General features: G+C 70.1%; 11 protein-coding genes. All 11 read right to left on the bottom strand.

Features of this window, described 5'->3' with window-relative positions:
• On the bottom strand, positions 1-1,846 hold a 1,846-nt coding region (locus AB1609_05985; protein ID MEW6046017.1), incomplete at its 3' end, for a hypothetical protein.
• Positions 1,843-2,946 (bottom strand): glycosyltransferase family 4 protein, encoded by a 1,104-nt coding sequence (locus AB1609_05980; protein ID MEW6046016.1) that lies wholly within the window; start codon positions 2,944-2,946, stop codon positions 1,843-1,845. The genes AB1609_05980 and AB1609_05985, both read right to left, overlap by 4 nt.
• Before the next feature lie 165 nt (positions 2,947-3,111).
• A complete protein-coding gene (locus tag AB1609_05975; protein MEW6046015.1) occupies positions 3,112-4,242 on the bottom strand; it encodes a hypothetical protein in 1,131 nt (376 codons plus the stop codon).
• 8 nt (positions 4,243-4,250) lie between these two features.
• A complete protein-coding gene (locus tag AB1609_05970) occupies positions 4,251-5,618 on the bottom strand; it encodes a glycosyltransferase family 4 protein (protein ID MEW6046014.1) in 1,368 nt (455 codons plus the stop codon).
• Complete coding sequence (locus tag AB1609_05965; GenBank protein ID MEW6046013.1) at positions 5,615-7,096, bottom strand: phosphoglucomutase/phosphomannomutase family protein; 1,482 nt, start codon at positions 7,094-7,096, stop codon at positions 5,615-5,617. Before AB1609_05965 ends, AB1609_05970 begins: the two co-directional genes overlap by 4 nt.
• A 156-nt stretch (positions 7,097-7,252) precedes the next feature.
• Positions 7,253-8,380, bottom strand: a complete 1,128-nt coding sequence (locus AB1609_05960; protein ID MEW6046012.1) for a mannose-1-phosphate guanylyltransferase — start codon at positions 8,378-8,380, stop codon at positions 7,253-7,255.
• 6 nt (positions 8,381-8,386) lie between these two features.
• A complete protein-coding gene (locus AB1609_05955; GenBank protein MEW6046011.1) occupies positions 8,387-9,208 on the bottom strand; it encodes an SAM-dependent chlorinase/fluorinase in 822 nt (273 codons plus the stop codon).
• On the bottom strand, positions 9,192-9,893 hold the full coding sequence (locus tag AB1609_05950) for a succinate dehydrogenase iron-sulfur subunit (GenBank protein ID MEW6046010.1): 702 nt from the start codon (positions 9,891-9,893) through the stop codon (positions 9,192-9,194). Before AB1609_05950 ends, AB1609_05955 begins: the two co-directional genes overlap by 17 nt.
• A 46-nt stretch (positions 9,894-9,939) precedes the next feature.
• The gene (gene sdhA / locus AB1609_05945) at positions 9,940-11,667 is read right to left on the bottom strand and encodes a succinate dehydrogenase flavoprotein subunit (GenBank protein MEW6046009.1); all 1,728 of its coding nucleotides are present in this window, start codon (positions 11,665-11,667) and stop codon (positions 9,940-9,942) included.
• Positions 11,668-11,685: 18 nt separating this feature from the next.
• Positions 11,686-12,090: a succinate dehydrogenase gene (locus tag AB1609_05940; protein MEW6046008.1), complete on the bottom strand. Its 405-nt coding sequence runs from the start codon at positions 12,088-12,090 to the stop codon at positions 11,686-11,688.
• A gap of 47 nt (positions 12,091-12,137) precedes the next feature.
• Complete coding sequence (gene sdhC, locus AB1609_05935) at positions 12,138-12,488, bottom strand: succinate dehydrogenase, cytochrome b556 subunit (GenBank protein MEW6046007.1); 351 nt, start codon at positions 12,486-12,488, stop codon at positions 12,138-12,140.
• Between the last annotated feature and the right edge of the window lie 102 nt (positions 12,489-12,590).

Here is a 12,590-nt window from a genome sequence, read left to right as displayed (position 1 = left end):
GCGCGGCCGCACCGAAGGCCGTCGCCGTGGCAACGGCGCCCCCGACGTTCGCGCCCCGGCCCGGCGCGGCGACCAGCCACGCAACGCCAAGCAGGGCCGCCGTGCTTGCCGGGCGAAGCCGGGGCCACCGCTCACCCACCTCGGCGGCGGCCACGAGAGATGACCCCAGGAGCAACCCCATGTGCTCGTTGCCGATCCCGTAAAACCGGGCGCCGCCGATGAGATCGTACCCCATGAACGACCGCCCCACCAGATCCAGCCGGAAGACCAGGTCGCACACGATGACGCCGGCCGACAAGGCGCTCACCACGAACGTCGCTGTGCAGTTGAAACGCCGGCTGGCCCCCTCGGCCGCCCATGCCACCACGGCTGCCCCCAAAGACGCGGCCACAACGGCCCACACGCTGCCCGCCACTTCCTTGACCGGGGGCGCTGCCACCCAGGGGTTCAAAAGCGCCACCGGAACGGCTGCCGCCCATGCCGTGGCCAGCTGGAACGGGCGCACGCGGTTGAGCGCCGAGACCCACCCGCCCGGCAGGCGGGTCGAGGCGAGCGGCCCGGCCAGCGCGGCCCGCGCCAGCGCGGCCCCCAGCACCAGGACCTGGGCCGTGATGAGGACGGACATCACCCGGAAGCGGCCCCGCCAGATGCCCGCCCGGGCCAGCGAGAACGCCTCCAGGCGAGGTGGCTCCGGCGGCGGCCCCCCGAAGGTCAGCGGCCGCCCGACCACCCCGGGCGGCACGGCAGAGCCGGCCAGGGAGGCCAGGGTTGGGGCCAGGTCAACGGCGGTGACGAAGCCCGCCCGCCGGGCGGTCGGGCTGAGGATGGCGCCCGGCCCCCACGGGCCTCTCCAGACCATCGCCGTGAGGTGTTCGCCGCTCTGCCGCGCCGCCGGGCCCGGTGCTGCGCCGAAGAGGAGAAGCGAACCCCCTCCCCAGAAGGGGTCGGACGCCCACCACCCCACCACCCGGTCGAGTTCGCCGGCCAGCGCGCGGTGGTGGGCCTCCCTGGCGGCGGAAGAGAGTTCACCCTCCTCCTGGCGAAGGCGCCACAGGTCGGCGCTTGCCACGACTGCAAGCCACCGGCGCTCGCCCCCGGGTTGGCAACTGGCGCACCCCGCAACAAGCGCCCCCAGGCGGCGCGGCAGCTCATTCCAGCGTGTGCGCAGGCCGCCTGCCGCCCCCGGATCCTCCTCCGAAAGCGCATACGCCCGTTCCACGGCGCCCGTCGGGTCGGCGACCAGCAGGGCGGCCAGGCTTATCGGCGAACTGCGGGAGACCCACCGGAGTTCCGCCCCCGCCTCTGCCGGCGCCAGCCACGCCGTGTCACCCAGCAGCACCGTCTGGACGCCGGCCCTGCGCAGGGATTCTGCGAGCCACCCCGGGGGCGCAAAGCTGCGGGATTCCCTGGCCTCACCGGCAAGGCGCGGCAGGTTGAGGAGGTAGTGAGAGCCCTGCCGCGGGGCCCGCCCGGCGCGGCGCTCGAGGATCTTGCGCGCAGGCTCCCCCGCGCCCAGCACCACGGGCGCAAAGGCCTCGACCCGGCTTCCCGTCGCCGCGGTGAGGTACGCCCCGACCGGTTCGGGGTCGGCCGCCAGGGGGTTGTAGACGGCGAGCGCGGCCTCCTTTACGAGGCGTTCGAGGTGTGGCGCCTGACCCGACCATACGTACCGGTCGATCCACGCCCAGTCAAGCCCGTCCAGGACGACTACGAGAACGGGCCACCCCTGCCCCGGTTGCGCCGGCCGGGGAGGGGCCGCGCAGGCCGCGGCGGCCAGACCCAACACCAACGCCAGCGTGGCTGCCGCGGTGCTGGTAACCCGGCGCAGCCGGCCGTCGCCGTTCATCGGGGGTTTTGCGCCACCTCCCGGTAGACGGCCAGGGTCTCGCTGGCCATGTCGGCCGCCGTGCGGCTGAGCGCCGCACGCCGCGCGGCTTCGCCCATCCGGTGCCGCAGGGCGGGATCGTCAGCCAGGCGCCGGAGGGCCTCCGCCAGGGCATCGACCGGGTGCGGCGGAACGGCAACGCCCGCGCCCTCGGGCAGGACCTCCCGGCACCCCGGGCCGTCGAACGAAACGACCGGCAGGCCTGCCGCCATGGCCTCGAGCGCCGAGTACGACGAACCCTCCCGCAGCCAGGGCAAGGCGGCAACGTGCGCACAGGCCCAGATCCGCGAGGGGTCAGGTTGGAAGCCCAGAAAGCGCACCCGCCCCTCGAGCCCGAGCCGGACGGCCAATCGCTCCAGGGAGGGCCTTTCTGGCCCGTCTCCTGCTATCCAGAGCTGGGCACGGGTGGAGCCGGGCAGCCGGGAGGCAGCCTCCAGGAGCGCAGCCACGCCTTTGGGCCGGTGCAGGCGCATTACGCACGCGACGACGACCCGCCCGTCGACAGGTGGGGCCTCCCCTCCGGTCTTACCCTTCGCGGGCGGAATCCACGCGGGGTCCAGGGCGTTGGGCACCACCCGGACGGGGACGCCTGGTGCCAGTTCCTCTACGAACTGGCGCAGCACCCGGGACACCGTGATCACCCGGCTGGCCCGTCCGAGGCCCGAGAGGGCCAGCCTCCGGTCGATGGAGCTCCGCAGCCGTGAGCCTTCCGGGAGCAGGTTGTGCACCGTCACGACAAGAGCCGGTCTCTGCCCGGTCCGGGCAGAGTCGCGGCGGCCGGCGGCCAGCGCGGCAGCCAGCGCGGCCTTGTGCCCGTGGGCGTGCACCACGTCCGGCTGCAGGAGTTCCAACAGGTGCCGCAGCCGCCCAACTGCCCGCAAGTCGTCTGCGGGGCACAACCCATCCCGTAGCGGGAGTTCAGCAAAGGTCAGGGACGGGGTAGGGCGTGCGCGGGCGAGCCGCTCCTGCAGGCGCTGGAGGCTGCCCGGCGGGCCTGCCACGGTGCTTTCGATGCCGAGAAGAGCGAGCGCCCGCAGCAGGGTGCTCAAGTGCGTGAGCATGCCGCCTGAGGCTTCCCGGAGCACGTGCAGGACACGAAGGGCAGGAGGCGCCTGTTCCAATCTGCATGCCACCCGCCCTTAGTACTGCCCCGTTACCTCGACAAAGCCCGCGGCAGCGGTGAGGAGAAGGGCCTCCGGCCGCCCGCCCCATTCCGGGGAGACGCTTCAGGCCATGGCGCTGCTCTTGCGGCCGGCTGCCGCGTGCCGCAGGGCGTCCTCCACCGCCATCCGGGCCAGAAGGTGGGCCAGCGTGGACTCGGCACCCTGGTTGATGTTGACCCCGTCGGCGCCCAGCCCGTCGCGGCACCCGCCCGTTGCCTCGTCGTGGCTGGCCACGCCGCTGGCGTTGCGCCCGTAAAACCACTCCACGCTCATGCTCGCGCGCTCCAGGTAGTCCGGGCGCCCCGTAGCCAGGTAGAACGCGCACGCCAGTTCCGCCATGGCCCCGGCGTCCACCGGCTGCTGGTCGTAGAGGGCCCGGTCGAGCCCCCGCTCCCACCAGCCCCGGTTGCCGACCACCTGCAGGCATTGCCCGTCCCACAGCTGCCCCCACAGGAAGTCAAAGGTGTCCGACGCGACCTTGAAGAAGCGGCTGTGCCCGGTGAGCTCTCCGGCGAACAAAAGCCCGTGCGGCAGCCTGGCGTTGCAGTAAGTCAGCCGATCCTCGAACCACTGCCACCCGGGGCGCCGTGCCTGGTGGTAGGCGGACAGCAGCCGCTCACCCAGCTCCGCGGCCAGCTGCCGCAACTCCGCGGCCTTCATCAGCCCCGCCAGCCGGTCCCTGGGCGCCCGCCCCAGAGCCCGCAGCCCCAGCAGCGAAAACGCGGCCGGCCGCAGTCCGGAGAAGCGCCGCGCCCACTGAAGCGACCGCCTGAGGGTATGCACGGCGGCCACCCACAGTGCCTCGAGTTCGGCCAGCCCGGCCGTCTCGCCCAGCGCCCAGATGGCGCGCCCCACCGGGTCTTCGCTTGCCCGTTCGTCGAGGAAGCGCCGGTCGTAGCCCACGTCGTTGTGGAACCAGCCGTCCTCCATCTGGCAGTACAGGATGAAGCTCAGGTAGCGGATCGCGAGTTCCAGGGCCTCGGGGTCCCGGGCATGGCGGTGATAGCGGATCGCCACCACCAGCGCCCGGGCGTTGTCGTCCAGCGTGTAGCCCTCGAGGGGGTTGGGCACGGCCCCCAGGGCGTGCTCCACGATGCCGGTCGTGTCCGTCAAGCGCCGCAGGTGCGCCAGGCTCCAGTTGGGCCACCGGACGGCGCCCTGTACCTCAAGCGCCGTACTGCCCGCCGGCGTCACGGCGCGCGTCACCTCCCGGGCCTGAGAGCTTGCCAGGAGCGCCCGCCAAGCCCCTGGGCAGCGCCTCGCGCCTGCTCGGCCCACCGTGCCGGGGCCATCTCCACGAGCGAGGCCGTGCTGTCGTGCCCGGCGTGTTGCTGCGAAGCAACCCACCCGAAGAGGCGGCCGTAGCGGGCTCCTACGATATCCCAGCTCATGGACTGCCCGAAGGCGCGGGCGCGGTGCTCCAGGGTACGGCGCAGATCCTCGTTCTCCAGCACCCGGATCACCTCGGAGGCCAGCGACTCCGGGTCGCCGAACCGGCACAAAAGCCCCCGCCCCGGGCCCACCACCTCCCTGGCGTAGCGGAACGGCGTGGAGACGACCGCCTTTCCGGCCGCCAGGGCGTAGCTGAGAGTTCCGCTCACAGCCTGATCTTCGTTGGGATACGGCACGACGTATACATCGGTGGCCGAGAGTAACGCCCCTAACTCCTCCAGGGCGAGGTAGCGGCCGATGAACTGGACGTTGGCCTCCACCCCAAGGTGCCTGGCCAGTTCGGCAAGCTGTTCGCGGTACGACTCGCCTGAGAGCTTTAGCACATTCGGGTGGGTCTGGCCGGCCACCACGTAAAGCACCGACGCAAACCGGCGGGCGATCGCGGGCAGCGCCTGGATGGCCTGCTCGATCCCTTTGCCGGGGCTGAGAAGCCCGTAGGTCAAAAGCACCGGCCGGCCCTCGAAGCCGAACCGGGCCTTGGCTTGTTCGCCCGGGATTCGCGGGAAGTTGGGCGTGCCGTGGGGGATCACCATCACCCGCCCCGTGTCGATGCCGTAGACCCGCTCCAGGAGGTCCACCGCGGAACGGGCCTGCACCACTACCGTCCGGGATCGGGCGGCCAGGTCCACCAGGATCTGGCGCTGCTTCTCGTCGGGACGGCGCAGCACGGTGTGAAGCGTCGTGATCATCGGTACGGACGTCTCCCGCACCAGCCGCAGGATGAACTCCCCGTGCTGCCCCCCGAAAAGCCCGTACTCGTGCTGCACGTTGAGCACGTCGAATCCCCGCCGCTCGATCCAGCGGCCCGCCTCGACGTACGCCTCGGGCTGGTCTGCCCGAACGGGGTAGACCTCGTCCACCCCGCCGGGGTACGGGGGCCGCCGGCGGAAGGATTCCCACGCCGGATCCACGGCGATGGCGGCGATGCGCAGGTGCCGGAGAGCCTGCCTGACCGCCTGTGACAGGTCCGCCGTGAAGGAAGCAATCCCGCAGCGCCTCGGCGGGAACGAGCCCACGAAGACGACGCTTTCGAGCCCCGGCCACAGGGGGGCCGGCGAGTGCCGCGCCCGCGATCGATGGGCGGGCCGTCCAAACGGATCCCCGTGGTCATCTATCAACGAATCTCACCTGCCAGAGTCTGTTCCGACTGACCCTCGACCCACTGCCGGCCGGCGGCAAGCAGCTTCTGCACCCGGCCGGAATCGGCCGCCTCCGCGTAGACGCGCACCAGAGCCTCGGTGCCCGATACCCGCACCATCAGCCACGACCCGTCCTCCAGCAGGACCTTCAAGCCGTCCACCCGCTTGGTTTCCACCACCGGCACCCCTGCCACCCGCCCCGGAACGCTGGAGGAGAGCCACGCCGAAAGCTCCTCGGGCCGCCCCTCTTCGACGTGCAGGTCGAGCCGGCCGTAGACGTGCGGCCCCACGCGCCTCGTGAGCTCCTCGAGCAGCTCCGACACGCGAAGCCCGCTTCTTGCCAGCAGCTCTGCCACGAGCAGGGCCGCAAGCGTACCGTCCCGCTCCGGGATGTGCCCCCGAACGCCAATCCCGCCGCTCTCCTCCCCGCCGATGAGCACGTCACCCTCCAGCATACGGGCACAGACGTACTTGAACCCGACGGGCGTCTCAAACAGCGGCAACTGGTACCGCGACGCGAGCCGGTCGACCATGGAGGTGGTGGAGACGGTCTTCACCACCTCGCCCCGCTGGCCACGCCCCTCCACCAGGTGCATCAGGAGCAAGGAGAGGATCTGGTGCGCGTTGACGAAGCGGCCCCGCTCGTCGACCATGCCGATGCGGTCGGCGTCCCCGTCCACCGCAAAGCCGGCCTGCCAGCCCGAGCCGCTGCGAACGAAGGCCTGCAGCGCCCCCAGGTTGGCCTCGATGGGCTCGGGGTTGACCCCGCCGAAGCCCGGGTTGGCCTCCTCCCGGATGGCTCCCACCCGCTCGCACCCGGCCTCCCGAAGAGCCCTGGCCAGCACCCCCCTCGCGGCGCCGTGCATGGGGTCGGCCACCACCGACAGGCCCGCCCTGGCGATGGCGTCGGTGTCCACGAGGCGCAGGATGCGCCGCAGATACGGCTCAATGGGATCGAACACCTCGACGAGACCCTGCCGGCGGGCGCTCTCGAAGGGAACGACGGAGACGGCCTCGCCTGACTGCAAGATAAGGTTGGCGAACTGCTCGATGGGACCCGTGATGGCCTCCGTTGCGGAACCTCCGTATGGCGGCTTGAACTTGAGCCCGTTGAACTCCGGAGGGTTGTGGCTGGCCGTCACCATGACGCCGCCACCCAGGCCCCGGTCGACCACCGCCGCCGCCAGAGCCGGCGTGGGGGTCTCCCGTCCCGCCAGGAGTACCCGGATCCCGGCACCCGCCAGCACCTCAGCGACCGCCCTGGCAAAGCGGGGTGAGAGGAACCGTGCGTCGTACCCCACTGCCACGCCCTTCGAAGCGAGCCCGCTGGAATGGAGGTAGCGTGCCACTGCGGCCGAGACGACGCGGACCCGTTCGAAGGTGAAGTTGTCTGCGATCACGTCTCGCCAGCCGTCGGTACCGAAGCGGATGGGCCGCCGGGCTTGTGTGCCGATCATAGCCTCCCCCAACCCTCACAAGACGCACGCCGCCGGGGAGCCACGCATACCATGCAGGGTAAGGGTATCCACCGGTGTGCCGGCGCAAAAGACCGTCCCTATTTTGCCATGCCGGGCTTTCCGGCTCAAGGTGAAGGCGAGGGAGCAGACGCCTGTCTACAGGTACTCCTGGTAGTCGAGGGCCCGGAGCCTGGCCAGAAGCGCTCGAATGTCCTGTGCCCGCTCCTTGGAGCATACGAGTGTCACGTCTTCAGTCTCCACGATCACGAGATCCCGCACCCCGAGAGTCGCTACCAGTTTTGGTCGCGCTCGGCCCGCCTCGCCGGGGCCCTTGTCGCCGTTCAGGAAGACGATGCACTGGCTCGTGTCGATGCCCACGTGCCGGGCCCCCTGAACCACGTTGCCGTCCTCGTCCGGCGAGAAGAGCCGCTCCAGGGCGGGCCAGCTCCCGGCGTCGTCCCACCCGAAGTCCGCCGGCACCACCGCGATCCCCTCGGCCTTTTCCAGCACCCCGTAATCGATGGAGATGGGTTCCAGGCCGGCGAAGACCTCGGCGGCCACCCCGGCGGACCCAGGGGTCTCCCAGGCGGCGGCGATGCGTTCGAGGCCCCGGTGAAGGGCCGGCATGTGGCGGGCGATGGCCGCCCGGATGGCGCGCCTTCGCCAGACGAACATGCCGCTGTTCCACAGGTGCTGCCCGTCTGCCACGTAACGGCGTGCCTGGCCGACGTCGGGCTTCTCCACGAAGCGCCGGACCCGGTAGACGTCGTAGCCGAGGGCGTTTCCCACCGGGGGGCCGAGTTCGATGTAGCCGTAGCCCGTTTCCGCCCGGGTGGGCCACACGCCGATGGTGACCAGATGGTGTTCGTGGGCGGCACGGGCGGCCGCCCGCATCACCCGCCGGAAGGCCTCGGCGTCCCGCACCACGTGGTCGGCGGGTAGCACCGCCATGAGGGGGTCGTCGCCCCAGCGTTCGGGCGCCTTCTCCAGGGATACGGCGGCCAGCCCGATGCACGCCGCCGTGTTCTTACCGGCGGGCTCGACCAGGATGTTGTCCGGGGGAAGGCCCGGAAGCTGCGCCCGGATGGACTCGGCGTACTCCCGCCCCGTCACCACCAGCACCCGGTCCGGTTCCGTGAGGGGCAGCACGCGCTCGACCGCCTGCTGGATCAGGCTCTTCGTGCCGTCCAGGTTCAAAAGCTGCTTGGGCCGGGCACGGCGGCTCAGGGGCCAGAAGCGCTCGCCTCTGCCGCCGGCCATGATGACCGCAACAAGCTCGTTCACGGGACGTCACCTCCACCGAAAGCGAACCCGGTCCCCGACCGCGCCTCCCAGCATGGCGGCCGCCGACCCTCCCACCCGCGCCACCTCCAGGGTGCCTGCCGAGCCCGTGAGCACCACCAGCGCCCCGGGCGGCGCCTGGCCGTACGTCCGAACGCGGACCGCCGGGACGGGCCCCGCCGCCCGCTTCCACGAGCCCTTCTCGGTCCTCTTCAAAAGCGTCACGCCGGCCCTTCCGGGAAGCTCCGGCCCGCCCTCGGGAGAGGTGAGCGCGGTGATGAGGTTGCCGAACCGGTCCACCCTCACCACCTCCCCGCACCACCCCCGGCGGTAGAAGCGCAGGGGTACGAGTGGCTCCCGGCGCACGCTTCCGAGGTCCTCCAGCCGCGCCCCCGATGCCCAGCGGGCGGCGGCGGGCGCGAAGACGTCGCGGCCGTGAAAGGTGCTGGAGGCCCGTTCGGACACCGGAAGGTTTACGATGCGCGCCGGCCCGTCATCCTCCACCGCCGGAAACAAAAGCCCGTTGTCGGGCCCCACCCACCGGTAGCGGCGGCTCTCCACGGCGACGGCAGGCCGCTGGGTGCCGACCCCGGGGTCGACGACCGCGAAAAAGAGCGTCCCGGGAGGGAAGAACCGGTAGCTTTCCAGCAGGATCCAGGCTCCCTCCCGGACGCTGTGAGGCCCGACGTCGTGGGACAGGTCAACGAAGCGCGCCGGCGGCCAGATGGCCGCCATGACGCCCTTCACGACCCCGGCGTACTCGCTCGCCCCGAAGTCCGTCAAAAGGGCGATCAGCGGTACCGGCGGGAGCGCGTCAGAAGCCGCGTTCAACGATGGCCTGCTTGACCTCCTGGATGGCCCTGGTCACCTGGATGCCCCGCGGGCATGCCTCCGTACAGTTGAAGATAGTCCGGCACCGGAAGGCGCCGTCCCTGCCGCCCAGGATTTCCAGGCGCCTGTCAGCCCCCCGGTCACGGCTGTCGAAGATGAACCGGTGAGCCGCCACGATGGCCGCAGGGCCGATGTAACGGCCGTTCGACCAGAACACCGGGCAGGAGGTGGTGCAGGCCCCGCACAGGATGCACTTGGTCGTGTCGTCGAATCTTTGGCGCTGCTCGGGTGTTTGGAGCTGCTCCCGGTCGGGCAGCTCGCTTTCGTCCACGATGAGGTATGGCTTGACCACCCGGTAGGACTCGAAGAAGGGCTCCATGTCCACGATGAGGTCCTTGAGCACCTTCAAGCCCGTGAGCGGCCCCACCCGGATGTCGCTTCCCAGCTCCTTGATGAGCACCTTGCAGGCGAGCCGGTTCACCCCGTTTATCATCATGGCGTCGGATCCGCAGATGCCGTGCGCGCACGACCGGCGGTACGCGAGGCTTCCATCGATGTGCCCCTTGATGTAGTTGAGCGCGTCCAGAAGCCGGTCCGTGGGTTCGACCTCCACGTCGTAGTGCGCCCAGTAAGGTTTGGCGCTTCGTTCCGGGTCGAAGCGCCGGATGTGAATCTTTACGTGCATAGCCGTCCCTATGCGCCCCCCTGAGATAGGGCCCGCCCGGGCGTTTTCAGTACTTGCGTTCCTGCGGCGAAAAGCGCGTGATGACCACCGGCTTGTAGCGAATCTCGTGGTCGCCGCCGTCGCCCCGGTACAGAAGCGTGTGCTTCAGCCAGCCGGCGTCGTCCCGATTCGGGAAGTCCTCCCGCCAGTGCGCGCCGCGGCTTTCCGTCCGGTTCAGCGCCGAGACCACCAGCGCTTCGGCGACGTCCAGCAGATACCCGAGTTCCAGCGCCTCCAGCAGTTCGGTGTTATAGCGGCGGCTCGGGTCGGCCACCCGTACCCGGCCGTAGCGCTCCTTCAGCGCCGCGATGTGGCTTCGAGCCTTCTCCAGGCCCTGCCTGGTGCGGAAGACCGAGGCGTGTTCCATCATGGTCGCCTGCAGTGCCTCGCGGATCGCGGCAGCGTTCTCGCCCTCCCTGCGGCGGCGCAGGCTCTCCAGTCTGGCCGCCACCTGCTTTTCGGCGTCGGCCGGCACCGGCACCGGGTCGCTTTCCCGGGCGAACTGGGCCATGTGCAGGCCCGCCCGCTTGCCGAAGACCACCAGATCCACCAGGGAGTTGGTGCCCAGGCGGTTCGCGCCGTGGACCGAGACGCACGCCGCCTCTCCGGCAGCGTACAGCCCCGGCATCGGGGTGTTTTCCGGGTCCAGGACGACCCGCCCGTCCACATCCGTGGGGATGCCGCCCATGGCATAGTGCGCCGTGGGCTGGATCGGCACAAGGTCCACCGCCGGGTCGAGCCCCAGGTAGGTCCGGACGAACTCGGTGACGTCGGGCAGCTTCTTCTCCAGCACGTCCCGGCCCAGGTGGGTGAAGTCGAGGTACACGTAATCCCGCCCACCGGCACCCCGCCCCTCCCGGATCTCGAGGTACATGGCCCTGGAGACCATGTCTCGGGGCGCAAGGTCAATCAGGGTCGGCGCGTAGCGCTCCATGAACCGCTCGCCCTTCCCGTTCCGCAGGACGGCGCCCTCCCCCCGGGCCGCCTCGGAAAGCAGGATCCCCATCTTGTAAATGCCGGTCGGGTGAAACTGGAAGAACTCCATGTCTTCCAGCGGAATCCCGCGCCGCCAGGCGATGGCGAGCCCGTCGCCCGTCAGCGAGTGGGCGTTCGACGTCACCTTGAAGATCCGGCCGAACCCGCCCGTCGCAAACAGGATGGCCTTCGCGGCGAAGGTGTGGAGTTCGCCCGTGGCAAGCTCATACGCCACCACACCCGCCGCCCGGCCATCGACCGCGACCAGGTCCAGCACCTGGAACTCGTTGAAGAAGTTGACGTCGTGCTTGATGCACTGCTGGTACAGCGTCTGGAGGATCATGTGGCCGGTTCGGTCCGCGGCGTAGCAGGCGCGCTTCACCGGCGCTTTGCCGAACTCGCGCGTGTGTCCCCCGAAGCGGCGCTGGTCGATGCGCCCGTCGGGGGTGCGGTTGAACGGCAGGCCCATGTGCTCGAGTTCGACGATGGCCTCCACGGAGTCGCGGCACAGGATCTCGATGGCGTCCTGGTCGCCCAGGTAGTCGCCGCCCTTCACCGTGTCGAACGCGTACCACTCCCATTGGTCTTCCTCCACGTTGCCCAGGGGCGCAGCGATACCCCCCTGGGCCGTACCCGTGTGGGAGCGGGTGGGATAGAGCTTGCTCAAGACCGCCGTGCGCAGGCCCGACCGTGCCAGCGCCACGGCGGCCCGCAGGCCGGCGCCCCCGGCACCGACCACCACCGCATCAAACGTGTGCATGAGGTTGCCAGGCCCTCCTCACGGCACGCCCTGCGGCTGGAACGAGAGGAGCACCAGCGCCCCAAGGGCCAGGAAGATCCCCGTCAGTGCGTAGACCGTCGAGATGCTGATGGCGCGCCATCGCGGTGAACGCACGGCGTCGTGCAGGATTCCCCGCAGCCCGTTCATGCCGTGAAGCAGGGCCAGCGCAAGCAACAAGAGGTCATAGCTGCGCCAGACCGCGCCCAGCGGGCCGGCCAGGCGGGAGGCCACGAAGTTGTAATCGATCGCCTCCACGTTGTTGAGAACGTGCATGATAACGAGATGCCCCAGGGCCAGGAAGACGAGCAGCACCCCGGACAGGCGCATGAAGAGCCACGAGTAGAGTTCGAAGCCTCTGGTGGCCGGCCCTGACCGCCCGTCGCTGCTGGAGTAGGTGGCCATCGTCGCCTTTTGCGCCTCCTCTCAAACCGGGGAAAACGCCGAAAACGCTACAACAAGAGCGGACGCAGCATGAAGTAAGCCGCCGGCACGAAGAGGACGGCGAAGATGACGCCGGCGGCCCAGAAGAGGCGTTTGTGGATGAGCGTGGTCTGAGGCCAGAAGTCCAGGATGACGATCCGGATCCCGTTGAGCGCGTGGTACAGCACACCTGCCGCCAGCAGCACCTCCATCACCCGGATCACCGGAGCCCGGTAAAAGGCCACGAACCGGTTGTACCACGCGGGGCCGGCCAGGATTAAAGCGGTATCGGCAATGTGCAGCAGAAGGAAGAACAGCACGCCCAGGCCTGAAATCCGGTGGAGCGCCCAGGCCAGCATGCCCTCGCGTCCCCGATACACCCGATCCCACCTCTCCAAGAGACGGCCGGCGCGGCGCAAGCGCACTGCCGCACCGTGACAACCTGCCGCACCGTGCTAATAAGAGAAATCCGGGGGCGGGAA

This window comes from Bacillota bacterium, from assembly GCA_040754675.1.
Taxonomy (GTDB): domain Bacteria; phylum Bacillota; class Limnochordia; order Limnochordales; family Geochordaceae; genus Geochorda.
The sequence above is the reverse complement of the archived record's forward strand: the minus strand, read 5'-3'. Positions and strand labels throughout refer to the sequence as shown.

Bases quoted from the DNA above. Each gene is read 5' to 3' on its own strand.
- AB1609_05980 (MEW6046016.1), bottom strand. From the start codon at position 2,946: ATGCTCACGCACTTGAGCACCCTGCTGCGGGCGCTCGCTCTTCTCGGC.
- AB1609_05965 (MEW6046013.1), bottom strand. From the start codon at position 7,096: ATGATCGGCACACAAGCCCGGCGGCCCATCCGCTTCGGTACCGACGGC.
- AB1609_05950 (MEW6046010.1), bottom strand. From the start codon at position 9,893: ATGCACGTAAAGATTCACATCCGGCGCTTCGACCCGGAACGAAGCGCC.
- sdhA (MEW6046009.1), bottom strand. From the start codon at position 11,667: ATGCACACGTTTGATGCGGTGGTGGTCGGTGCCGGGGGCGCCGGCCTG.
- AB1609_05940 (MEW6046008.1), bottom strand. From the start codon at position 12,090: ATGGCCACCTACTCCAGCAGCGACGGGCGGTCAGGGCCGGCCACCAGA.